The 24,652-nt window shown below is 70.9% G+C and carries 16 protein-coding genes; 2 read left to right on the forward strand and 14 right to left on the reverse strand.

Going from position 1 to position 24,652, the window contains the following annotated elements:
- Nucleotides 1–51: 51 nt before the first annotated feature.
- Nucleotides 52–597, forward strand: a complete 546-nt coding sequence (locus ACFXI3_RS06150) for a hypothetical protein (RefSeq protein ID WP_378398346.1) — start codon at nt 52–54, stop codon at nt 595–597.
- Here ACFXI3_RS06150 and ACFXI3_RS06155 read toward each other — a convergent pair.
- Together ACFXI3_RS06155 and ACFXI3_RS06160 are read right to left on the reverse strand one after the other, a co-directional pair.
- Nucleotides 594–1,478 (reverse strand): SDR family oxidoreductase, encoded by an 885-nt coding sequence (locus ACFXI3_RS06155; RefSeq protein WP_378398347.1) that lies wholly within the window; start codon nt 1,476–1,478, stop codon nt 594–596. The two genes, ACFXI3_RS06150 and ACFXI3_RS06155, sit on opposite strands and share 4 nt — an antisense overlap.
- A 31-nt stretch (nt 1,479–1,509) precedes the next feature.
- On the reverse strand, nt 1,510–3,138 hold the full coding sequence (locus ACFXI3_RS06160; RefSeq protein ID WP_378398348.1) for an AMP-binding protein: 1,629 nt from the start codon (nt 3,136–3,138) through the stop codon (nt 1,510–1,512).
- Nucleotides 3,139–3,229: 91 nt separating this feature from the next.
- On the opposite strand from ACFXI3_RS06160, the gene ACFXI3_RS06165 reads away from it, so the two are divergent.
- Nucleotides 3,230–4,075: a LuxR C-terminal-related transcriptional regulator gene (locus ACFXI3_RS06165; RefSeq protein WP_378398349.1), complete on the forward strand. Its 846-nt coding sequence runs from the start codon at nt 3,230–3,232 to the stop codon at nt 4,073–4,075.
- Here ACFXI3_RS06165 and ACFXI3_RS06170 read toward each other — a convergent pair.
- The 12 genes from ACFXI3_RS06170 to ACFXI3_RS06225 are packed head-to-tail and all read right to left on the reverse strand — an operon-like array spanning nt 4,072 to nt 24,581.
- Nucleotides 4,072–5,127 (reverse strand): 3-deoxy-7-phosphoheptulonate synthase, encoded by a 1,056-nt coding sequence (locus ACFXI3_RS06170; protein ID WP_378398351.1) that lies wholly within the window; start codon nt 5,125–5,127, stop codon nt 4,072–4,074. The genes ACFXI3_RS06165 and ACFXI3_RS06170 overlap by 4 nt on opposite strands.
- Nucleotides 5,128–6,438, reverse strand: a complete 1,311-nt coding sequence (locus ACFXI3_RS06175; protein ID WP_378398511.1) for a DHA2 family efflux MFS transporter permease subunit — start codon at nt 6,436–6,438, stop codon at nt 5,128–5,130. It abuts the gene before it with no gap.
- 41 nt (nt 6,439–6,479) lie between these two features.
- Nucleotides 6,480–16,343 carry an amino acid adenylation domain-containing protein gene (locus tag ACFXI3_RS06180; RefSeq protein ID WP_378398352.1) on the reverse strand — a complete coding sequence of 3,288 codons (9,864 nt, stop codon included), beginning with the start codon at nt 16,341–16,343 and terminating at the stop codon, nt 6,480–6,482.
- A gap of 16 nt (nt 16,344–16,359) precedes the next feature.
- A complete protein-coding gene (locus ACFXI3_RS06185) occupies nt 16,360–17,136 on the reverse strand; it encodes an ABC transporter ATP-binding protein (protein ID WP_378398353.1) in 777 nt (258 codons plus the stop codon).
- Nucleotides 17,133–18,155: a FecCD family ABC transporter permease gene (locus ACFXI3_RS06190; RefSeq protein WP_378398355.1), complete on the reverse strand. Its 1,023-nt coding sequence runs from the start codon at nt 18,153–18,155 to the stop codon at nt 17,133–17,135. The genes ACFXI3_RS06185 and ACFXI3_RS06190 overlap by 4 nt, the downstream gene beginning before the upstream one ends.
- Entirely contained in the window at nt 18,152–19,135 is a 984-nt protein-coding gene (locus tag ACFXI3_RS06195; RefSeq protein ID WP_378398357.1) for a FecCD family ABC transporter permease, read from the reverse strand. The genes ACFXI3_RS06190 and ACFXI3_RS06195 overlap by 4 nt, the downstream gene beginning before the upstream one ends.
- Nucleotides 19,132–20,133: an ABC transporter substrate-binding protein gene (locus tag ACFXI3_RS06200; RefSeq protein ID WP_378398359.1), complete on the reverse strand. Its 1,002-nt coding sequence runs from the start codon at nt 20,131–20,133 to the stop codon at nt 19,132–19,134. Before ACFXI3_RS06200 ends, ACFXI3_RS06195 begins: the two co-directional genes overlap by 4 nt.
- A gap of 26 nt (nt 20,134–20,159) precedes the next feature.
- Nucleotides 20,160–21,014 (reverse strand): siderophore-interacting protein, encoded by an 855-nt coding sequence (locus ACFXI3_RS06205; RefSeq protein ID WP_378398360.1) that lies wholly within the window; start codon nt 21,012–21,014, stop codon nt 20,160–20,162.
- The gene (locus ACFXI3_RS06210; RefSeq protein WP_378398362.1) at nt 21,011–21,253 is read right to left on the reverse strand and encodes a phosphopantetheine-binding protein; all 243 of its coding nucleotides are present in this window, start codon (nt 21,251–21,253) and stop codon (nt 21,011–21,013) included. Before ACFXI3_RS06210 ends, ACFXI3_RS06205 begins: the two co-directional genes overlap by 4 nt.
- On the reverse strand, nt 21,250–21,912 hold the full coding sequence (locus tag ACFXI3_RS06215) for an isochorismatase family protein (RefSeq protein WP_344279575.1): 663 nt from the start codon (nt 21,910–21,912) through the stop codon (nt 21,250–21,252). The genes ACFXI3_RS06210 and ACFXI3_RS06215 overlap by 4 nt, the downstream gene beginning before the upstream one ends.
- Nucleotides 21,913–21,915: 3 nt before the next feature.
- Nucleotides 21,916–23,511: a (2,3-dihydroxybenzoyl)adenylate synthase gene (locus ACFXI3_RS06220; RefSeq protein WP_378398364.1), complete on the reverse strand. Its 1,596-nt coding sequence runs from the start codon at nt 23,509–23,511 to the stop codon at nt 21,916–21,918.
- A complete protein-coding gene (locus tag ACFXI3_RS06225; protein ID WP_378398513.1) occupies nt 23,508–24,581 on the reverse strand; it encodes an isochorismate synthase in 1,074 nt (357 codons plus the stop codon). The genes ACFXI3_RS06220 and ACFXI3_RS06225 overlap by 4 nt, the downstream gene beginning before the upstream one ends.
- Between the last annotated feature and the right edge of the window lie 71 nt (nt 24,582–24,652).

The raw sequence follows: 24,652 nt of genomic DNA on the forward strand, positions 1-24,652 counted from the left end.
GCTCCGTTCGACGCAATCCTGCCGGTGATCGTATTTCGGTAGGATGCGCAGGTGAGCCAACCGATCGAGGAGATCGTCGAAATCACCGGATGGACCGGAGGAATCCGCCGAGGCCGGGACTGGGCTGACGTCGAACAGGCCGTCGGCATCCGCTTCCCCGACGATTACAAGGCGCTGATGGCCAAGTTCCCGTCAGGCTGCTTCCGCAGTGCCGTCAACTTCGCCAATCCCATCGACGCCCGCATCGACCTGGCCGAATTCGTCCGCGACAACGTCCACGGCGTGCTCGAGTCCTTCGATTCCCCTTGGGGGAATTTCCTCGAAGGCACGGACTACCGACTGTTCCCCGAACCCGGCGGCCTCCTCCCCTGGGCCAACTCCGAAGACCCGAACCACTGGCCGGTGGTCTTCTGGGACCGCGGCACGTTCGGGTGGAACGAGCGAACAGGCGGAATGGTCGAGGTCGTCTGGGAGGTTCTCACTGGCGCGGACAACATCCTCCGCATGGATCTCGGCTACGAAAAACCGATCTTCCGAGTCCCGTCCACCTACGCCGGCGAACGACGGGGGTGGATCCCGAACGAGGGATATCGCTAGCTCCAGCTGTCCGGCTGCCGCCCGTCCAAGTCCGTCACCCCGTACTCCCGCGCCAGCTCCGCCGAACTCACCGACCGCTGATTCCACCGATCCCGCCCCGGGTCCGCCGCCATCGCGGCCACCCCGCGGCCCACGTACCGCGGCGATTCCGACTCGGCAAACCCGGGCGGAGCCCCGCTCTCCAAGGCCGAACGCCAGTTTTCCTCACTGACCCCGTAAGCCTCGAGCATCATCTCCGACCGCAGCCACCCCGGCGTCACCGCGACCGCCGCGGCTCCGTAAGCAGCCAGCTCATGCCCCTGCGAAAACGCCAGCCGATTCACCGAAGCCTTGGCCAGGTCGTAAAAAACCGAAATCCGATAGCGCGAAGCATTGTGCGCCAAGGTCCCGTCGGTAACCTCGACCACCAACCCGCCAGGCTCGCGGATCAGCAGCGGCAGCAGGAAATGCGACGTCACCAGATGTGTCTCCACACCGAGCCGCAGAATCCGCAACCCCGCGTCGAGGTCGTGTTCCCACACCGGCGTATTCCAGTCCGCCGGACCGCCCTTGAGCCGCTCGGCGCCCCAGATATCGTTGACCAGCAAGTGAAGCCGACCGTATTCGGACGAGACGAACGAGGCCAGCCGGCGGACATCGTCGTGGTCCAGATGGTCCGCGACCACCGGAACGCCGACCCCGCCGAGCCGGGATACCAGCGAAGCGGTCTCCTCGACCGTCTCCGGCCTGTTGTAGTCCGAACGCCGAAGTCCGAGACGGCTGCTGCGTCCAGTGCAGATCACGGTCGCCCCGGCCTCGCCGAGCGCGGCGGCGATGCCCCGCCCGGCACCGCGGGTCGCCCCCGCGACGAGGGCGACCCGGCCGTGCAGATCAGGCGGCATCGGGCCAGTGTGGCACCAGCGGACCGAAAACTCAGCTCGAAACCGTGCTCAGCTCCCGGCCCCGCAACGCGAAACGCTGGATCTTGCCGCTCGGCGTCTTCGGCAGTTCCGCCACGAAATGGATCCGCCGCGGGTAAACGTGTGCGGCCAGGCGGGTTTTGACCGTCTGCTTCAGCTCGTCGACCAGCTCGTCCGACCCGTCGACGCCCGGGTTCAGCACGACGTAGGCCACCACCAGCTCGCCGCGCAATTCGTCCGGCGCGCCGATCACCGCGGCCTCCGCGACGGCCTCGTGCTGTGTCAGCGCGCTTTCCACCTCGAACGGGCCGATCCGGTAGCCCGCCATGAGAATGACGTCGTCGTCGCGGGAACCGAAGGTGAGGTAACCGTCGCGGTCGCGGGCGGCGATGTCGCCGGTGTAGTACCAGCGGCCGTCGGCGCTGAAGCGTTCCGCGGTCCGCTCGGGGGCGTCGCGGTAGCCGGAGAACGGCATCAGCGGGCTGGCGGACACGTCGATCGCGACGCGGCCGGTTTCGCCTGCCTCCGCGATCTCGTCGCTGCCCGCCTTCAGCACCTCGACGGCGAACCCGGGCAGCGGCCGTCCCATCGACCCCGTCTTGACCGGCGCGATCAGGGCCGGATGCCAGGCGTTGCCGACGACCATGCCGGTTTCGGTCTGGCCGTAGTGGTCGCGCACGGGGCAGCCGAGCGCCTCCTCGGCCCAGGTCACGACGTCCGGCGTCAGCGGCTCCCCCGCCGACGAGCAGTGCCGCAGCCGCAGCCCGGCCGGCACCGGCAGGCCCGAGCTGCGCAGCGCGCGGTACACCGTGGGGCCGGCGGTGAAGTTGGTGACGCCGAAGCGCTCGAGCACCTGCCAGGTCAGTTCGGGGCTGAAGCCGGCGTGCAGCAGCAGGCTGCGCCGTCCGGTCGCGAGCGGGCCGAGCAAGGCGAAGTACAGCCCGTACGCCCAGCCGGGGTCGGCTGCGTTCCAGAAGACGTCCTCGTCCGTCTGGTCGAGGCAGAACTGCTGGTAGGAGTGGATTCCGGCGAGCCCGCGCAGCGGCACCGGCACGGCCTTCGGGGTGCCGGTCGTGCCGGAGGTGAAGATCTCGACCAGCGTGCCGTCACCGCCGACCGCGACCGGGTCGGGCAGCGGGTGCGGCTCGTCCAGCAGCGCGGCGAAGGACAGATCGCCGCCGGACGCCTCGCCGGTCGTCACGACGATCCGCAACGGGTCGGCGGGCAGGTCCTCGCCGGGGTCGAGCTTGGCGCGCTGACCTGCGTCGACGACGACCACGCGGGTTCCGTTGCCGACGATCCGCTGGGCGATCGCGGGCGGCGCGAACGCGGTGAACAACGGCACATGGACCGCGCCGAGCCGCCAGATCGCGAGCAGCGCGGTGACCAGTTCGGCGGACTTGCCCATGAGCGTCGCGACCCGGTCGCCGGGACGCACGCCGTGCGCGGCCAGCGCGGCGGCGAACCGGGCGGAAGCGGCCTCGAGCTGGCCGTACGTGAGGTCGCGGCTGCTGAGATCGGCCTCGACGAGGGTGAACGCGACGGCGTCGGCGGGATGGCGTCCGCACAGCAAATGCGTCGCGTCCGCGTCCGGCGCGGCGTAGGTCTGCAGCAGGTCGAAGGTGGTCCGCTCAGGGCTCACAGCGTGCTCCACGGTCGTCGTTGGCCGGTGTCGGCGGTACTATCACCGCACGTCAGCAGGCCCACTACCCCCGAAAAGGGGTGACGCCCCGATGCCCGTCACCGATCCCGGCCCGGCCGAGGACGTCGCGGAGGTCCGTCGCGCGCTGGTGCGGCTGCGCGCAGCCGCGCAGGTCCCGCTGTCCTTCGGCGGCGTGGTCGCCGACGGTCGACGGCTGCGGATGACCGAGCTGGTCGGGAACTCGACGACGTCGCTGCTCGGCCTGGTCGTCGCGGAGGGCAAGGGCTTGGGCGGGCGCGCGATCGGCGTGCGGAAACCGGTGGTGCTGCCGGACTACTACACCAGCGAAGCGATCAGCCACCACTTCGACCGCGCCGTGCAGGCCGAGGGCGTGCGCTCGGTGATGGCGGTGCCGGTGATCGTGTCCCGCACCGTCCGAGCGGTCCTCTACGGGGCGGTCCGCGAACACGTCCGCTTCGGCGACCGCTCGGTCACCGCGATGGTCGAAGTGGCCCGTGACCTGGAGCAGGAGCTGGCGATCCGCGCCGAGGTGCGGCGCCGGCTGGAACTGCTCGCCCCGGTCCCGGACGTCGGGTCCGGCGAACCGGCCGATCGCGAAACGGTCCGGGACAGCCATGCCGAGCTCCGTCGCATCGTCGCTTCCCTCGACGATCCGGAGTTGCGCGATCGTCTCGACGCCGTCTGCCGCTCGCTCGCCGGCGGCACTCCGGAAGGGCCGCAGCCGACGCTGTCCGCACGCGAGCTGGACGTCCTGGCCGGAGCCGCGGCCGGGCAAACGAACGCGGACATCGCCGAGGCGCTCGGGCTGGGCGCGGAAACGGTGAAGAGCTATCTGCGCAACGCGATGCGGAAGCTGGACGCGAAGACCCGCCTCCAAGCGGTCAACGCCGCGCGCCGCGCCAACCTGCTGCCTTAGCCGTCCGTGAGGGCCACCTTCAGGGACTCAGAGTCCCTCAGGGTTCCCCTCACGGCCTTCTCACGACGCGCCCGGCTGGCCAGAGCCAGCGACTCCAGCAACGGAACAGTCCGCTCCCATCCGAGGCAGGGATCCGTCCGGCTCACCGCCGGATCAGCGGGCACTCGCTCCGGATCCTGGGCCCCGTCCCGCAGATACGACTCGATCATCACCCCGGCGATCGCCGCCCCGTCGCGAATCTGCCCCGCCACGTCGGCGACCACGCCTGGCTGCCGGTTGTGGTCCTTCCCGCTGTTCCCGTGCGCGGCATCGACCACGGTTCTTCGCGGCAGCCCGGCCTCTCCCAAGATCGCCATCGCCTCGGCGACCGACGCCGCGTCGTAATTCGGCGCCGGACCGCCGCGCAGCACCAGGTGCGCGTCCGGATTCCCGCTGCTGCGCAGGGTTTTCATCCGCCCGTCCACGCCCAGCCCCGGAAACGCGTGCGCCGCCCCGGCCGCGCGAATCGCGTCCACCGCGGGCCCCAGCCGTCCGGACACGCAATTCTTCATCCCCACCGGCATCGGCAGCCACGACGCCAGCTGCCGGTGCGGCTGGCTGGCCACCGTCCGCGCCCCGATCGCACCCCAGCTCACCGTATCCGCGACATACGGCGCCAGCACCGGATCCACGAACTCGTACGCCAGCGGCAGCCCGGTCGCCGCCGCGTCGAGCAGGAACTGCCGGCCCAGCCGGACGCCGGCGGCGAGATCGCCTTTGCCGTCCAGGGTCGGGTCCGGGAGGAACCCGGTCCAGCCGGTCACCGACCGCGGTTTCTCCAAGTACGCCCGCAAAACCACCACGAGGTCGTCCGCGTGCCGGGCCGCCGCGCCGGCCAGCAACCCGGCGTATTCCAGCGCTGCCTCCGGATCGTGCACCGAGCACGGGCCCACGATCACCAGCAACCGCGGATCGCGCCGGGCCAGCACCGCCGAGACCGTTTCGCGGTGCCGCGCGATGTCCGGCGCGACCCCGGCGGTCACCTCCACCGGGCTGGGCAATGTGTCCTGCATCTACCGGCTCCTTTCCTTAGGCAGCTTCGCCGCCCCGGCAGCCGCCGCCACGACCAGTCCGAGCACCCACCAGAACGTGTCCGCGAAGGCCGCCGCGACGTCGACACCTCGTGCGGCCAAACGGTTTTGCAACACCAGCGCGAGAACAGCGGTCCCGACCGAACCGCCCAATGTGTTCAGCAGATTCAGCGCACCGGCCGCTTTCGGCAGCTGCGTCTTCTCAAGACTGCGGTACACCAACGCGAGCACCGGCGCACTGATCATCGCCGCCCCGAATCCGCGCAGCAACAAAGAAATGACCAACACGACATCCGGAAGTTCCGGACTCAGCTGGGTGAACGCCGCCGTGCCCAGCGCGACCAGGCCGATCCCGGACAACACCAGCGTCCGCGGAGCCGCCCGGTCCACAATGCGTTGCACCAGAACCGATCCCGCCGCAGCGCCGATTCCCTGCGGCACCAGCAGCAATCCGGTGGCCCACGCGTCCAGCCCGGCACCGCGCCGCAAATACAACGGGAGCAGGAACATCGTCCCGAACACCGACGCACCCAGCACGACCAACGCCAACGCGGCAGCGCCGAACGGCGGCCGGGTGAACAATCGCGGATCCAGCAACGGCGCTCGCACCCGCAATCCGTGCCGGACAAACGCCGCCAGCATCAGCAACCCCGCCACGACCGCCGCCGAGGAAAGCAGCTTCGAATATCCGTCGGAGAACCCGGTCAGACCGAACACGACCGCAGCCAGTCCAGGGGAAAGCAAAGCCGCGCCGCGGAAATCGAACGGCTCGCGCGGATCAGTCGGCGCATCCGCGGCGACGTACCGGAGCCCGAGCAGCACCGCGACGACTCCGACCGGCAGGTTGACGTAGAACAGCCACGGCCAGTCCGCGACGTTGAGGATCGCCCCGCTCGCCAGCGGACCCAGCACCGGCGACAGCAACGGCACCACCCCGACGACGCTGATCAGCCGTCCGATCCGCTCCGGCCCGGCCGCGCGCGCCAGCAACGCCTGCCCGGTCGGCGGCAGCAAACCACCGGCCAGCCCTTGCAGCACCCGAAACGCCACCAGCATCGGCAGCGAACTCGCGAGCCCGCACAACAGCGACGCGAGCACGAACACGACCACCGCGGTCAGCCACGTCCGCCGCCCGCCGAACCGCGCCGCGAGCCAACCGGACGCGGGCACCGCGGCCACCACCGCGAGCAGATACGCCGTGGTGACCCACTGGACCTCGGTGACGGACGCGTCGAACCGCTGCGCCAGCGTCTCAACTCCGACCGAGACGATCGTGCTGTCGAGGGTCGCCATGAACGTGCCCAGCACGAGCACGAACGCGGTCCGCCACAGGTTCACCGCAGCCACTCGCCCGCGTCCTCGTCCAGCCGCGAGGGGAGCTCGGCCAGGAAGCGCAGCAGGTCCGCTACCAGCGACCGGGCTTCGGCGGCCGACAGAATCCCGGCCTGGTAACCGAATACGCCGGACCAGCCTCCCGCGAGTTCGGGAACGACGGTCACCGTCATCGGATAGTGCGTGCGTTCGCGGAAGCGGGTCCCGGTGATCGTCAGCCCGGGTGCCGGTTCGCGCAATTTCGCCGGGTCCACCGGGTAGTTCTCGAACACGACGAGGCTGTCGAACAACCGGTCCTGGCCAGTCAGCGCGCACAGCTCCGCCAGGCCGACGTGCTGATGCGCCAGCAATTCCTGTTGCCGGGATTGGGTTTGCGCGAGGGTCTCCGCCACCGTGCCGGTGAACCGAACTCGTACTGGAACGGTGTTGGCGAGCAGTCCGAGGATCTCCTCGACACCGTCCACTTCGGACGTACGGCCGGAAACCATCGCCCCGAACGCGACATCGGCCACCCCAGCGCGCGCGGCGAGCACGGCCGCCCACGCACCCTGCAGCAAAGTCCCCGCTGTGATCCCGTGTTCGGCACCGGCCCGAGTCAAGGCGGCAACCAGGTCGGCGTCCACAGTGAACAGTTCCGGCTCGGCTGCCGCAGACCGTCCACTCAGGAGTTCCCGCGGCGGCAGACCCGCCAGTTCCGCTCGCCACGCGTGCCCGCTGACCGCATGGTCCCGCGCCGCGAGCCACCGCGTGTACCGCGACACCGGCACCACCTCCGGCAGCGACTCGCCCGAGTACCCGGCGAACAACTCAGCCAGAATCCGCGGTGCCGACCAGCCGTCCGACAGCAGGTGATGGCTGGTGAGCACAAGTTCGTGCCGGTCCGGGCCGTGCCGGAGCACGGTGACCCGCAGCAGCGGCCCGCTGGCGAGATCGAACGGCTCGGCGAGATCTTCGGCGAGCAACCGTTCGACGTCATCCTCGACCGAGCGCACCCGGAAACCGACCTGTGGCTCCGTCGGCAGCACCTGCACCTCGTGCCCGTCCGGGAAAACCGCGCCCAGGTTCGGATGCCGCCGCACCAACGCGTTCGCCGCCGCCTCCAAAGCGGGTACATCCAGCGCTCCGGCCAGCGAGAACGCTGCCTGCACCGGGTACGGATCCTCGTCCGCGGCCCGCGATTCGCGCAGGATCAGCTCCTGCAGCGGCGTCAACGGCAACAGCTCGCCAACCGGTACCGCGGCGGCCAGCGCCGCGAGTTCCTCCTGGAACGCCGCGCCCAAAGCCGCGACCTCGTCCGCGCTGAACTCCGAGGACGGCCAGGTGAATCGCACCGCGAGCCGGTCGTCGCGCACCATCGCGTTCACCATCAGCGCGTGCCCGAGCGGTCCGCCGGCGGAACCGAGCGGATCGGCGTCCGGCGGACGCTGCCACGGCGTCTCCTCCTGCGGTGCCGCCTCGAATCGGCCGAGGTAGTTCCAGCTGACGTCCGCGCCGGTCGACGTTCCGCCAAGAATGCCGAACCCGAGCCCGTCGCCGGCGGCGCGGAGTTGATCGCGGATCGCGGCAATCGCCGTCTCCCCCGCTGGCGGGGTGATCCGCGCCGGGTACATCGCGGTGAACCAGCCGACCGTCCGGGACAGGTCGACCGCTCCGGTGAAGTCCGGCGTGTGGTCCGGACGGCCGTGGCTCTCCAGCGCGACGAGCAATTCCGAACCGCGCCAGGCCTGGTAAGCCCGCGCGAAAGCAGTGAGCAGCACGGTGTCCGGACCGGTCCGGTACGCGCCCGGCAGCGTCGTCAGCACCGCCTGCGTGATCTCCGCCGACACCTCGATCTCCTGGTGCCGCGCAGTTCCGCTCACCGCCCGGGCGGAAGCCGAAACCCGTTGCCAGTGCGGGCTTTCCACTTCCCGAGCGGACTTGGCCGCGACCAACGTGCGTGCCCAGCCGAGGAACGACGGCCCGCGATCCGGCAGCTGGTGGCCGAGGTACGCCTGCTCAAGGTCGTCGAGAAGAATCCGCCACGACACCGCGTCCACGACGAGATGGTGCGCGACCAGCGCTAGCCGCCCCGGACGCGCCGGTCCGGCATCCACCCACACCGCACGCAGCATCGGTCCGGTCCGAGGGTCCATTGTGGACCGGACAGCCGCGATCTGGTCGTCCAGCAACGCCCGCAGATCCGCGTCCTCGCCCGCCGGGACGACCATCAGCACGTCCGCGCCGGTCACCGTGCCCGGTTCCGGAACGCGCAGCGCCTCGCCGGCCAAGTGCGAACGCAGCACATCGTGCCGTTCGAGCACCGCGTCCAGCGCCGCCCGCCACTTCGGCACATCGCCACCGGACGGCACGCAGACCTCGACCCACTGGCAGAACCCGTCCGCGTCCGAGCCCGCGCGTTCCAGCAGGTCACGCATGACGGGCGTCAGCGGCGCGTCCCCGACTGCGGGCGTGAGATCCGGCGACACCACGCCGGTCTTGTCGCTGCAGCGGGCCGCGATCCCGGCGATCGTGCCGCCTTCGAAGACGTCCCGCGCGGTCAGGTGCAGGCCCTCCCGCCGGGCACGCGCGACCAGCCGGAGCGACGCGATGCTGTCGCCGCCGGCGTCGAGGAACCCGTCGTCGATCGTGACGTCCGGACCGAGCAACTCCCGAACCACCTGCAGCAGCACGGTTTCCGCCTCGGTCGCCGGTTGCCGAGCCGCAGCGACATTGCGCGGTCCAGGCGCGGGCAGCGCGGCCCGGTCGAGCTTGCCGCTAGGCCCGAGCGGCAACCGCTCCAGCGAAAGCACCGCCGACGGCACCATGTGCGCGGGCAGTTCGGCGGCCAGGTATTCGCGCAGCGCGGCCGGATCCGGGTCCGCGCCGTCGACCGGCACGACGTAGCCGACCAGCCGCCGGTCCCCCGGCCGGTCCTCGCGCACGAGCACGACCGCGGCCCGCACATCCGGATGCCGCGCCAGCGCCGATTCGATCTCGCCCGGTTCGATCCGGAACCCGCGCAGTTTCACCTGGTGGTCCGCGCGGCGGAGGAAGACCAACTGCCCGTCCGGCCGCCAGCGCACGAGGTCGCCGGTGCGGTACATCCGGTCGCCGGGCGCGCCGAACGGATCGGCCACGAACCGCTCCGCGGTCTGCCCCGGCCGGTTCACGTAGCCGCGCGCGAGCTTCGGCCCGGCCAGATACAGCTCGCCGGTGACGCCGGTCCCGACCGGCCGCAGCCCCGCGTCCAGCACATACGCCCGCACCTGCGGGTCCGGCCTGCCGATCGGCAGCGGCCCGGGATCGTCGGCGGAGTACACCCAGGTGACGGAGTTGATCGTGACCTCGGTCGGGCCGTAGGCGTTGAACAGCGCCCGCCTGCCGCCCCAGCGGTGCGCCAGCTCCGGGTCGAGCCGTTCGGCGCCGACCACGAAGAACACCTCCGGGTCCACCGTCGCGTCGTCCGGCATCGCGGACAGGAACGACGGCAGCAGGTTCAGTCCGGTGACGCGGTGTTCGGCGGCGTAGGCGAGCAGGTCGTCGCCGGATCCGCGGACCTCCTCCGGCGCGATCACCGAGGTGCCGCCGGACAGCAGCGGCAGGAAGAACTGCCAGTACGACACGTCGAAACTCGTGGACGCGAAGTGCAGGTACCGCTCGCCGTGCCGGATGCCGACGATGTCCTCCTGCAGCGCGACCAGGCTCGGAAGGCCGCGGTGGGTGATCGCGACGCCCTTGGGTTTTCCGGTGGTACCGGAGGTGTAGATCACGTACGCCAGCGAATCCGGCGACGGGACCGCCTCATCCCAAGTGGACAGTCCATTCGGGACAACCGGGTCAATCACCGGAATGCCGAAGCCAGGATCCGAAGTGGACACCACTGCGGCAGGCGCGCTGTCTTTTACCAGATGCGCCAAGCGTTCCGCGGGATACGCGGGGTCCATCGGCACGTGCACCGCACCGGCCTTGAGCACGCCGAACAGCGCGACGACCAGGTCGATGTCCCGCTCCAGCAGCACCGCGACCGGGTCCTGTTCCCGCACCCCGGCCGCGTGCAACGCGTGCGCGAGCTGGTTCGCTTTCCGGTCCAGTTCCGCGTAGGTCAGGCGGCGATCCCGGCACACCACGGCTTCGGCGTCCGGCGTTTCCCGCACCCAGCGGGCGAATTCCGCCAGACAGGTACCGGCTTCCCGCCTGGGTTCCGGACCGGTTCCTTGCTGGAGCAGAGCTGCTTCCTCTTCCGTGCCAAGAGAACGCAGCCGCGCGACCGGTTGCTGCGGGTCGGCCACGATCTCGTGCAGCAGCGTCGTCAGCCAGCGGCCGTATGCCTCCACCGTCGGCTCGTCGAAGGAGTTCGGCTGATAGCCGAGGCCGATCGCGATCTCGTCGCCCGGCAGCACGATCACGGTGAGCGGGTAATGCGTCGCGTCGGTGATGTCGACGCCCGCGAGATCCAGCCCCGGCGCGAGCGGCTCGCGTTCCCGGCTGGAGAGCGGGAAGTTCTCCATCACCAGCATCGTGTCGAACAGGTCGCCGACGCCCGCCGCGCGCTGGATGTCCGGCAGGCCGAGGTGATGGTGGTCGGTGAGCCGCGCGTTCTCGTCCTGCACGCGCGCCAGCAACTCCGCGGCCGGATCGGACGGTGCGAACGTCACGCGCACCGGGATGGTCGTGCCGAGCTGGCCGATCATCGCCTCCACGCCGGGAACGTCGGACGGACGGCCCGACACCGGGCAGCCGAACACCACGTCCTGGCGTCCGGTGAGCCGCGCCAGCAGAACGCCCCACGCGGTCTGGAACACCGCCGTCGACGTCACCCCGCGCTCGCGGGCGAAGACGCGCAGCTGTTCGCTGAACTCCGCGCCAAGCCCCACCCAGATCCGCTGTGGACGGTCCGAAGTGGACTCCGTGGTCGCGGGCGCGAGCCTGGTTCCTTCTTCCAGGCCAGCCAAAGCGGTCTGCCAGGCCTCGACGGCCGCGTCGTAGTCGCGGGCGGCCAGCACCCGGTGGTACTCCGTGAGAGACGGCGCGACCGGAGCGGCCGGTCCGCCGCCCAGCTCGGCGTAGGTGGCCAGCAGGGCGCGGCCGACGAGCGGCATCGACCAACCGTCGAGCAGCGCGTGATGGATCGTCAGGACCAGCCGGTGTTCGGCCGGGCCGAGGGTGAGCAGCAGGAACCGGATCAGCGGCGGCACCGCCGGGTCGAACGGCCGGGCCAGCTCGGCCGCGCATTCGTCGCCGGCCTTCTCCGGGTGCTCGACGTGCCGCCAGTCCAGGTGCACTTCGGCAGGCACGACCTGCACGACCTCGCCCGCCGCCGTCGTGTGCAGGTGGACGCGCAGCGCCGGGTGCCGCCGCAGCAGTTCCCCGGCTGCGGCTCGCATCCGGTCCGGATCGAGCTGCCCTTCGAGCCGGGTGACCGCCTGCACGGTGTAGACGTCCGGACCGCCGCGCGTCAGCGTGTGGAACGAAAGCCCGGCCTGCAACGGCGTCGCGGGCAGGACGTCGGCGAGCGGGCCCTGCTGTTCGAGGGTGTCGATGTCGTCCTGAGCGAGCGTGACCAGCGGAAGGTCCGACGGCGTGAGGCCGCCGGTGGCCTCCCGCGCATGCTTGGCGAGCGCGGCGAGTGCCGCGTCCCATGCTTCCTGGAGGCGTTCTACCTCTTCCGGCGGCAGGACCCGGCTGGCGGCGGTCCATTCGACGGCGATCCGCGGCACGCTGTCCTCACGGACGAAGCAGTTCAGCGCGAGGATCTGCTCCAACGCCTTCGCGGGCGGTTCGATCACGGCGAACGGATCCTCGTCCGGCAGCTGCCAGCCGCCGGACAGCGGGGTGAACCGGCCGAGATAATTGAGCAGAACGTCCGGCATTTCCGGCGCGAACTCCGCGCTGGGGTCGAGGTACCGGAGAACGCCGAAGCCGATCCCGCCGTCCGGCACCGCACGACGCGCTTCCTTGACCGCGCGCAACAGCCGGTCGAGCGTGTCCACACCGGACAGTTCAATGTGGACTGGGTATTCGGCGGTGAACCAGCCTACGGTGCGAGCGAGGTCGAGTCCTTCGCGGCCGTGGCCCTCCATCGTGACGGTCAACGCGTCTTCGTCGCCGCGCAGCGTTAGCACGAGCGCGGCGAGCAGCACCTCGTCGACTCCTGCGCGATAGGCCGCGGGCAGCGTCGTGAGGATCGCCGTGCTTTCCTCTTCGCTCGCGACGGTGACCGAACGATGCGCGGTGGCAACGGTGTCGCGCCTCGGGTCGAGCTTACTCTTTCGCGCCGACCGCCAGTACTCCAGTTCCCCGCGCCGAGCACCGCTCGCGCCCTGTTCGGCGAGCGCCAGCGCATGACGTCGCCAGGAAGTGCGCACAGGCTCCAGAACCCCGCCCTCGCACGCCGTTTGCAGGTCAGGCAGCAGAATCCGCCACGAAACCCCGTCGATCGCCAGATGGTGCACGACGATCACCAGCTGGTCCCCCACCAGCGCGACCCGCAGCATCTCCCCGGCGCGCGGGTCCAATTCGGACGCCAGCCGCTCCGCCACTTCAGCGGGATTCCCCGTCTCCTCGCTGACCGACGCCGCGACTGCTCCCCGCGGCCGGATCACCAACGAGCCATCGGATTCGACGCGAAGCCGCAGCACGTCATGGTGATCCAGAATCGCCTGAACGCCTTCGCGCAGCCCGGGCACGGGACCGTCCACCCGGAGCGCTGTCCACTGTGCATAGCCGACGATCGCGTCCAGATTCGGATTCAGGTCGAACAACGTCCGCACGATCGGCGGCGCCGGAACCTCGCCGATCGGCTCGTCCGGCTCGCTGTCCGGTTCGGACAGATCCCGGCTCGCCGCCGCCAAGGCCGCGAAACTGCGCCGCGCCAGCAAATCCCGCGGACGGAGGTCGAGCCCGTGCGCCCGCAACCGGCTGCTCACGCTGATCGCCGTGATGCTGTCGCCGCCGAGTGCGAAGAAGTCATCGTCGACCGCGACCCGCTCCACACCGATCACCTCGGCGATCGCGGCGCACAGCAACCGTTCCCGCTCGGTTTGCGGCTCGCGTCCGCCGTCTGCCACTGCCGGGGCAGGCAGCGCGGCCCGGTCGAGTTTTCCGTTGCCGGTCACCGGAAGTTCGTCCAGCACCACGACCGCCGCCGGGACCATCGCTTCCGGCAGCCGCTGCGCGAGCGTCGCGCGAACGTCCTCCGCTACGAGCCCAGCACCGACGACGTACCCGATCAACCGCGGCCCGCGCACCGCGGCCGCAGCAGCCCGCACGCCCGGCACCGCACCCAGCGCGCCCTCGACCTCGCCCAATTCCACGCGGTGGCCGCGAATCTTGACCTGGCCGTCACGCCGCCCCAGGTACTCCAGACCGCGCCCCGGCAGCCAGCGCACGACGTCGCCGGTGCGGTACATCCGCTCCCCCGGCGGCCCGAACGGATCGGCGACGAACCGCTCCGCCGTCCCGCCCGGACGGCCGAGGTAACCGCGAGCCAGATGCGGCCCGGCGAGGTACAACTCCCCGCGACTGCCCGGCAGCACCGGCCGCAGCGCGGCGTCGAGCACGTACGCCCTCGTGCCCGGCACCGCGAACCCGATCACCGGTTCGGCTCCGGTGATCGGCGCGCTGGCACCGTCCACAGTGGCCTCGGTCGGGCCGTAGATGTTGCGCGCCCGGATGCCGGACGACGCGACCCGCTGCCACAACGCCGGCGGCGTCGCCTCGCCGCCGAGCACCAGCAACGCCGGATCGAGCGAACCCGCGTCCAGCAACGGCGCGGCCATCGACGGCGTCGTGTCGATGACGTCGATCCGGTCGCGCAGGAAAGCGGCGTGCAACGCGTCGACGTCGCGCGCGGTTTCCGTGTCGTAGACGTGCAATTCGTGCCCGCACAGCATCCACAGCAGCTGCTCGATCGCCGAGTCGAAGGCGAACGAATACGTGTGCGCAACGCGAAGCCGCCGCCCCTGCGCGGTCTCGGCGACCGTGGTCGCGCGATGGTTCCGCAGCAACGTCTCCAGCCCACCGGACCGGACCAGCACCCCCTTGGGCTGTCCCGTGGAGCCCGAGGTGAAGATGACGTACGCGAGATGTTCCGGATGGCGGTCCACATCGGACAGCTCCGCCGCCGAATACCCGTCGATCTCGGTCTGTACCAACGGCTCGTCCAACCGAAGCTGCGGCACTCCCGGCAGCAGATCGGAGTCCGTGATGGCGAGCTTCGGGGTCACCTCGGCGACCAGCGAGCGCAACCGTTCCGCCGGATGCGCCAGGTCCAGCGGCAGGAACGCCGCACCGGCGTCGAGAACCGCCAGCAGCGCCACGACCAGATCAACCGACCGGGGCAACGCCAGCGCCACCACGTCGTCCGCCCCGATGCCACGCGCCCGCAACGCCCGCGCCAGCCGGTGCACCCGGTCCAGCACTTCGTCGCCGGTGAGCCGCTCGTCGCCGCAGACCAGCGCGGTCTGTCCGTGAAGGGCTCCTTGAGGGAATCTGATTCCCTCAAGGAGCCCTTCACGGACCTCCGGCGCGGCAACGGCGGGAGTCGACCACTCGGCGAGCAAGGCAGCGACGTCCGGCACCAGGTCCACCCCGCCGACCACCGGCGCGTCCGCCCGAGTGAACGCGGAGATCAACGCCTTCAACGCCGTGAGCTGCGCGTCAACGCCAGCCTGATCCTGCGACCGCGCATCGACCTCGAACCCGAGCAGCAGCCCGCCGCCGGTCGTCGGCAGCACGCTGAGCCCCATGTCCTCGGGCGGCCCGCCCGCGACGTTCCGCATCGTCCCGCGCGCCTCGCCGAACACCAGCTCCAGGTCGAACGCCTTGAGGTTGATCCCACGTCCGTGCAGCAACGCACCCGCGCCGGGCACCGCCAGATCCTGCGGCAGATTCTCGCCCCGATACCGCTGGTGCGCCCGCATTTCCCGCAGCGCCTCCGCGACTCGCGCGGTCAGCTCCTCCGGACGGTCGCCCGGCTGCACGCGGACCCGCAACGGCAGCACGTTCACCGCCATCGCCGGAGTGCGCAACGCCGCCCCCACCCGGCACATCAACGGCACCGCGAACACGACGTCCGCCGTCCCGAGCACCCGGTGCAGGAACGCCGCGTAACACGCGATCAGCGCGTCACCCCAGGTCGTCCCGGCACGCTTCCCCAGCTCGGCAAGACCGGCGACCGCGTCCGCGGTGAGTTCGGCGCGCGCGGTGAACGTCGCTTCCGGCAGCCCGGCCGCGCTCGCGTCCTCGGCCAGCTCCGGCATCGGCATGAACCGATCGCACCAGTACGCGCGGTCCTTGGTGAACCGCTCGCTCATCTGGTACGCACGGTCGGCGTCCACCAGGTCGGCGAACCGGCCGAACGTCGACGGCGGCACCTCTTCGCCCCGCACCGCGGCGGTGTACCGGGCGGCCGTGCGCCGGGCGAGCATCGCCGCGGTGTACCCGTCGAACACCAGGTGGTGGCCGAGCTGGGTGAACCACACTTCGGTGTCGGAAAGCCGGAGGATCAGGTGCGAGAACAACGCCCGGTCCAGCATGCCGCGACACGCCTCGGCCACCCGTTGCCGCTCCGCCGCGACCCGTGCGTGTGCGGCCGCCAGAGGATCCGGTTCCCCTTGCAGGTCAACGATCTCCGGCAACGGAACCGGCTCGGCGGACACGGTTTGCCGCGGGCCGTCCGGAGTGTCGAGCACCCGCAGGCGAAGGCTTTCGGCCTCCTCGGCGGTCGCCCGGATCGCCTCGGCCAGCGCCGCGACATCAACCGGTGCACCGGAGATCTCGATGACATCGCCGACGAGGTAGTAAGGCGAATCCGGTTCCAGCCGCTGCGCGTTCCAGATGCCCAGCTGGGCGCTGGTCAGCTCGAGGGTGGCAAGTGCGGTGCTCAACAGGTGTCTCCTGGGGTCAGAGCGACGGCACGACCATCGGCGTCCCGGTGACCGGATCGGGCACCACGACGCTCGGCAGGTCGAAGACTTCCTTGATCAAGTCGGCGTCCACGACGTCGCCGGGCGCGCCCTCGGCGACGACCCGGCCGTCGCGCATGGCGACCACGTGGTCGGCGTAGCGGCAGGCCTGGTTGATGTCGTGCAGCACCGCGATCACCGTGCGGCCCTCGTCGCGCAGCCGCTTCAGCAGCTCCAGCACCTGGTACTGGTGCGCGATGTCGAGGAACGACGTCGGCTCGTCGAGCAGCAGGTACGGCGTGCGCTGCGCGAGCACCACCGCGATCCACACCCGCTGCCGCTGCCCGCCGGACAGTTCCTGCACCGGACGGTCGGACAGCCCGGCGACACCGGCCGCGGTCATCGCGCCGACCACCGCCGTCTCGTCCTCCTCCGACCACGACGACAGCAGCGACTGGTGCGGGAACCGGCCGCGCGCGACCAGTTGCCGCACGCGGACGTCCTCCGGCGCGGACGGATCCTGCGGCAGGAAGCCGAGTTCGCGGGCCAGCGCCTTGGCCGGATACGCCCCGACCTCGCGGCCGTCGAAGGTCACGCCGCCGTCGGACGGACGGAGCAGCCGGACGAACGCGCGCAGCAATGTCGATTTGCCGCACGCGTTCGGGCCGACCACCGCGGTGAACGCGCGATCGGGAACGTCGAGCTGCAACTGCGTCGAGACGACGCGGTCGCCGTAGCGCAGGGTGAGATCCCGCGCGGTCAAGCGGGCGGTCACTTCCGCCGCACCTCCTTGGTGAGCAGCCAGATCAGGTAGCAGCCGCCGATCGCCGTGCTGACCACGCCGACCGGCAGCGACACCGGGGCGAGCAGCATCTGCGCGGCGAGGTCGGCTCCAGCGAGCAGCACCGCGCCGGTCAGCGCGGCGGGCAGCAGCGGAATGCCGGGCGCGCGGGCGAGCCGCCGGCCGATCTGCGGGGCGGCGAGCGCGACGAACGCGATCGGCCCGGCCACCGCGGTGACCGTCGCCGTACAGGCGACGCCGATCACGACCAGTTGCAGCCGCAGGGATTCGTGCCGGACGCCGGTCGTCACCGCGAGATCCGTGCCGAGCGCCGCCTGGTGCAGCGCGGGCGCGCGGGTCAGCAGCACCGCGAACAGCACCGCCAGCACCCCGAACGGAACCGCGACGTCGCTCCAGCCGATGCCGTTGAGCGAACCGGCGCTCCAGCCGACCGCGGCGATCGCCACTTCCAAGTCGGCGCGCAGCACGATCCACGAGTTCAACGCGGTCAGCATCGCGTTGATCGCGATCCCGATGACGATCAGCCGCAACCCGGACCGGCTGCCGCCCATCGAAAGCAGATAGACCGCGGCCGCGGTGACCAGCCCGCCGAGCACCGACGCGAACGTCAGCTGCGCCGGCGACCCGGACAGCACGGTCATCGCGATCAGCGCGCCGGTGTACGCCCCGGAATCGAGGCCGATCACGTCCGGGCTGCCGAGCGGATTCCTGGTGACGTTCTGGAAAATCGCCCCGGCCAACCCGAGCGCCGCACCGAACACCAGCCCGGCCGCCACGCGCGGCAGCCGCCATTCGCGGATCACCACGCCCGGTCCGCCGCCGGATCCGCCGAGCGCGGCGAACACCCGCGCCGGGCTCGCCCAAGCCGCGCCGTAGCAAAGCCCCAGCAACGCAAGCCCGGCAAGAACGACGCCCAGCACGGCGACGAGGACGACCGTGCGGCGCTCGACCCGCAGCGAAACCCGCCCCCGGCGGAACACGAACGCGGTCACAGCGCGGCCGTCCCGTACTTGCGGACCGCCCAGATCAGCACCGGACCGCCGACGAACGCCGTCACGATCGCGACCGGCACCTCGCCGGTCGGCAGCAGCACGCGCGAACCGATGTCCGACACCAGCAGCAGAATCGGGCCCAGCACCACCGCGAACGCGGTCAGCCACGGCACCGAAGCGCCCGCCGCGCGCCGCGCGAGATGCGGCACGATCAGGCCGACGAACAGAATCGGCCCGGCCACCGCGGTCGCCGCGCCGGCCAGCAAGGTGATCAGCAACAGCGTCACCGCGCGGATTCGGGCCACGCGCGCGCCGAGCGTGTGCGCGACGGTGTCGCCCAGCGCGAGCGCGTTCAGCTGACGGCTCAACAGGAACGCGGCAAGCACGCTCGCCGCGATCACGATCAGCGGCACCGTCAGCGGAGCCTGCTCCCGGCCGGCCAGCGAACCGACCGCCCAGAAGCGGTACCGGTCGAAGGTGTCCGGCAGCAGCAGCCGCAGCCCGAGCGAAACACCGCTGAGCACGAAGGTCAGCGCGGTGCCGGTCAGCACCATCCGCAACGGCGACCGCCGGCCGACCGCGTACACCAGCAGCGTCGCCAGCACCGCGCCGAGCACGGCGAACAGCAGCTCCCCCGACTCGGAAACGGCGATGCCGAGCGCGGAACCGATCGTGATGGCGAACCCGGCCCCGGCCGTCACGCCGAGCACGCCGGGTTCGGCCAGCGGGTTGCGCGACAGCACCTGGACGAGCACCCCGGCCACCGCGAGCGCCGCGCCGACGCCGACCGCCAGCAGCGCGCGCGGCGCCCGGACGTCGCGCACCACCGCCTGATCGGCCGGATCGCCGTGCCCGAAGATGGCCTGGAGCACCTCCGCCGGCGCGATGCCGTGCGCCCCGACGCCCACGCTGACCACGGCCACCGCCGCCAGCAGGACGACGGCGGCGGCCAGCAGCGCGGTCCGGCTGCGCGCGGTCACTTCTTCAGCAGCGGCGCGAACGCCTGGTCCACCGCGTCCAGCGTCTTCATCGCCGCCCGGTAGGTGGCCGCCTCGGTGTAGCGGAAGGCGAACGTCTTGCCCGCCTTCACCGCGGGAAGTTCCTTCCACAGCGGCGAATCGAGCACGTACTTCACCGCGGGCGGCACCGAGCCGTCCGGCTTGACCGAGTAGGTGATCGCGTCCGCCTGCGCGAACGCGGTCGGCAGCTCCTCGATCGACGGGTACTCGCTGACGTCCTTCGAACCGCCGCCCTTGACCTTCACCTGGCCGTAGTAGTTCGCGCCGAGGTCCTGTGCGATGTTGGTGCCCCAGGAATCCTTGAACTCGCGCTGGAAGTTGCCCTTCGCGACCTCGCCGTACGCGCCGACGTGACCGAGTTTCAGCTGCGGCAGCACGGCTTTGTACTTGTCCGCGAGCTGCTTGGCCTTCGCCTCGTACTCCTGGCGCGCGGCGTCGAACCCGGCCAGCGCGCCCGCCGCGTCGGACTGCTTGCGCGAAAGCTCCCGCCACGCCGACGGCACCGACGGCCCGATCGCCACGACCGGCGCGATCTCCTGCAGCCGCTTGACGTCGATGTCCGCGAGCACCGGCTTCGGCACACCGATCACGATCAGGTCCGGATCGGCCTGCGCGATGGCCTCGTAGTTCGTCTCGGCGGCCTGCTCGCCCGCGACCTTCGGCAGTTCGTCGTACTTCTTGCGGTCCTCGGTCGTCATCATCGGCAGGCCGCGCTTCCACGTCGAAATCCCGACGAGCGGAGCCTTCGCCTCGAGCAGCGCCGGGACGGCGTACCCGGTCGCGATCACGCGCTTCGGCTTGACCGGGATCTTGATCTCGCCGTTGTCGGCGGCGAACGCGCGGGTCGGGGCGTCGCTCCCGTTGCCGCTCTGCGCGTCGCCGGAACCGCAACCGGCGACGACGGTGAGCGCGACTGCGAGCGAGGCGGCGGCGAGGCGGGTCTTTCTGGTGACGGTCATGCGAGGGTCCTTGCTGTTGCGATGGATCAGTGGTCGTGCTCGTCGTCGAAGTCCGCGACGCCGCGTTTCCAGTAGCCGGTCACGTCGTAGTCCTCGCGGGCGAGCCCGAGGTCGTCGCGCAGCCACCGGCGCAGCGGCTTGATCGCGCCCGCTTCTCCGGCGATCCACGCGTAAAGCCGTTCGCCTTCGGGCACCTTGACTTCGCGCACGGCGTCGGCGAGAAGCTCGACGCTGCCCGGCGCGGCTGCTCCGCGGTGCAGCCAGCGGACTTCGACGCCTTCGGGAGCGTCGAGGTCGATCTGCTCGCTCGCGTCGGCGACCTCGGCGAACGCCCAGCCCATGGCGGTCCGCGGCAGTTCCTCCAGCCAGCGCGCGAGTGCAGGCAGCGCCGTGATGTCGCCAGCGAGCAGGTAGCGGTCGTAGTTGTGCGGCACGATCAGCCCGCCCGGCGGACCGGCGACGTGCACGGCCTCGCCCGGCCGCACCGCGCGCGCCCAGTCAGCGCCGAGACCGCCGTCGTGCAGGGCGACGTCGAGGTCCAGCTCGCCGGACGCCGGGTCGTAGCGGCGGACGGTGTACTCGCGCGAAACCGGCGAAGGCTTCGGCCAGCGGAGCATGTCACCGTTCGCCTCGGGCAGCCGCAGCTGGCCGTCGGCGTCCGGGAAGAGGATCTTCACGTGCTCGTCCGGCGAATGCGCTTCGAACCCCGCCGTGCCCGGCCCGCCGAGCGTGACGCGCAGCAGCCCGGCGCCGACCGCGCTGGTCCGCACGACCTCCGCGCGCCGGATCCGGATGGGGTATGGCACTTTCTCGGCCTGACGGCCCGCGCGGACCTCCGCGATCCGGGCGGTGTGGCGGTGCCGGTGCTCGTCCCGGCTCACTGCGCGCCGCCGGTGAGCAGCTTCGTCCAGTGCCCGAGGCGCGGGTCTTCGGCGAGGTCGGCGAATTCCAGCTGCGCCGCGCCCGCGCCTCGCCACTTCTCTACCAGGCTCATGATCCGCATCGAATCGAGGCCGAGGTCGGCGAGGTCGGTGTCCGGGGTCAGCTCGTCGAGGCCGCAGCCGAGCAGTTCGGCGACGTCCGCGTTGACCTGGTCGGCAGTGAGTCCGGGGGTGCTCATCGAGGTGCTCCTGCGGGAATCGGCGCCGAGAGCGCGGCGAGCGCGTCGGCGGTGGTGGTGACGACGCCGCAGCGTTGCGCGACGTACTCGCACGCCTGGTCGTGCCGGGAGCGGTCGAAGTCCGCGACCGCGTCGCTGATCAGGAACGGCCGGACGTCGCGCATGAACGCCTCGACCGCCGTGGTCTGGCAGCCGATGTGCGCGTAGACGCCGGTGATCAGCAGCTGGTCGCGGTCGCCGAGCTGCTCGCGGAAAGTGCTGCGCTGGAAGGCGCTGTAGCGCCATTTGTCCAGCACGGTGTCGCCCGGTCGCGGGGCCAGCTCGTCGACGATGTCCGCGGCGCGCGGGTCGTCGTCGATCACCGCGCCGATGCCGTCGCCCCAGAACTCGGTGAGCAGCCCGCGATCGGCGGCCGGCTGCTTGCCCGGCTGCGCGGTGTAGAACACCGGAATGCCGTAGCTGCGCGCCTTCTCGGCGAGCTCCGCGATGTTCGCGACCATCTCCGGAATCGGCGAACCTTCATACGGGGCAAGGAAATACCGCTGGACGTCGTGCACGAGCAGGGCCGACCGCGCCGGGTCGGGCCGCCAGTCGACCCGCCCCTCGGGCAGGTCCGCCGCCGTCGGCAGCGGGTACGCCCGGATTCTCGGCAGGGACACGCTTCACCTCTCCTTCGCCAGGGCGGCCAGCGCCGCCCGCAGTTCGCGTTTGCTGGTCTTGCCCACGCCGGTGACCGGGAACTCCCCGACCACCTCCACCAGATCCGGCACCTTGAACGCGGCCACGCCGCGCCCGCGCACGAACCGGCGCAGTTCCGCCGCGCTCGGCTGGCTTCCGTCCACCGGAACGACGTACGCGCAGGTGCGCTCGCCGAGATACTCGTCGGGCACCGCGACGACGGCCGCGTCGAGCACGCCCGGATGCGCCATCAGGTGGTTCTCGACTTCTTCCGCCGCGACCTTCTCGCCGCCGCGGTTGATCTGCTCCTTCGCCCGCCCGACGACCTCGAGATGCCCGGATTCGCGTCGTCGCACCAAATCGCCGGTGCGGTAAAACCCGTCCTCGGTGAACGCGGTCTTGTTGTGCTCGGCCGCGTTGTAGTACCCGCGGATCGTGTACGGCCCGCGCGTGAGCAGCGCACCGATTTCGCCCGGCTCGACGACGTGGTCCGACTCCGCCAGCGGATCGTCCGGATTCACGACGCGCACCTCGTCGTCCGGCGAGATCGGCCGCCCCTGGGTGCTCAGGACTAGGTCTTCCGGATCGTCCAGGCGGGTGTAGCAGACCAGCCCCTCGGCCATGCCGAACACCTGCTGCAACCGGCACCCCAGCGCCGGCCCGATGCGTTCGGCGAGCTCCCGGCCGCATTTCGCGCCGCCGACGAGCAGAACGTCCAAAGAGGACAGATCCCGTCCGGTGCGCGCCGCCGCCTGCACCCAAGCCGCCGCCAGCGGCGGAACCACCCCGCTGATCGTGACCCCTTCGGCCTCGATCAACCGGAACGCGGTATCGGCGTCCGGACGCGGCGCCATTACCGTGGCCGCACCCGCGTGCAACGCGCCGAGCAGCCCCGGCGAGCTGAGCGGGAAATTATGCGCGACTGGCAGGGCCGCGAGGTACACGCTTTCCTTTTTGAGCCCGCAGATCCGCGCACTTTCCCTGACGCTGTACAGATAATCGTCGTGAGTACGCGGAATCAGCTTCGGCAACCCCGTGCTTCCGCCGGACAGCTGCAGAAACGCCATCCCCTCCGGATCCGGCTCCGGAAGCTCGCACGGTTCGGTCTCCGCCAGCTCCGCGAACTCCGGTTCCCCGACGACGAAGACTTTTCCCTCGGCAACCTCCCGCGCCATCTTCGCGTGATCGTGCCCAGCGTGCTCTCCGACGGTGATGATCGCCGTTGCTTCGCTCTGCTCCACGAAGTGCCGCAACTCGCTGTCCCGATGCGCAGGCAACGCGAACACCGGCACCGCCCCGGCCCGCCACAGCCCGAAAACGACAGACACGAACTCCGGAATGTTCGGCAACTGCACGACCACCCGGTCGCCCTGCTTGATCCCGTTCGCGGCAAACCCAGCCGCCAACCGATGCGCCCGCTCGTCCAGTTCGGCGAACGTCCACCGCTGATCCTCGCCGACCACCGCCGTCCGGCTCGCATACGCGTCCTTGAGCGAGGTCAGCAGCGCCCCGAACGTCTGCCCCCGCCAATACCCGCTAGCCCGATACCTCGCCGCGGTTTCCTCCGGCCACAGGCTCACGCGACCCCCTCCGCACCCAGCGCACGCAGCAGCGTCCCGAACTTCGCGCTGGTCTCGGCCAGTTCCGCCGCCGGATCAGACCCAGCGACGACGCCCGCCCCCGCGAACAGCCGCGCGGTCTTGTCGGACACCTCGGCACACCGGATCGTGACCACCCATTCGCCGTCCCCCGCGAGGTCGGTCCACCCGACCAGCCCCGCGTAGTACCCGCGATCCTCGGGTTCGAGTTGCGCGATCGTGTCGCGCGCCGGCCCGACCGGCACGCCGCACACCGCAGGCGTCGGATGCAGTGCTTCAGCCAACTCCAACGACGACGGCCCGCCCGGCCCCACTCGTCCGGTGATCCGGGTCGAAAGGTGCCACATCGTAGGCGTGCCAATCACTTCCGGCTCTTCCGGAACTTCCAGCTCGGTGCAGTAACGCCCCAGCACCTCCGCGACCTGCGCCGCGACGAGAGCGTGTTCATTGAGGTCCTTTTCGGACACTCGCAGCTCGGCAATCGCCTGCGCGTCCTGCACCGGGTCCCCCGTCCGCCGCCGCGACCCGGCAAGCGGATTCGCGGTCACGACGTCACCCTTGCGAGACACCAGCAACTCCGGACTAGCCCCGACAAGCGTCCGCGTCGCCGGATCCCCCGGTGCGCTCACGTCGACGGCGAAGGCGTGCGCCGCAGGGTCCGCCACGACGAGGTTGCGGAGCAGTTGCTGGACGGAAACGCCTTGCTCGCCCACGAGATCCAGCGCTCGGGCGAGGACGACCTTCTCGAGTTCCCCGTCCGCAATGAGATCGACGGCCCGGCGGACACTCTCGGCGTAGACCTCGGGGGCTGGTTGGGGGATAACGGTCCAGGGGGTTTGAGCCGAGAACGCGCTCGACTCTCGGCGATCGCCCTCAGCGGAGACTCCGCCCGCCAGCTCCGCGCGATCACCCACGCCTGAAACCCCACCAGCCAGCTCCGCACGACCGGCCACGCCCGAAACCCCACCAGCCAGGTCCGCGCGACCGCCCACGCCTGAATCCGCGCCAACCGGCTCCCCGCGACCGCCCACGCCCGAAACCCCACCAGCCAGGTCCGCGCGACCGCCCACGCCTGAATCCGCGCCAACCGGCTCCCCGCGACCGCCCACGCCCGAAACCCCAC

The sequence above is a fragment of the Amycolatopsis sp. NPDC059235 genome (assembly GCF_042754125.1).
GTDB classification, from domain to species: Bacteria; Actinomycetota; Actinomycetes; order Mycobacteriales; family Pseudonocardiaceae; genus Amycolatopsis; species Amycolatopsis albidoflava.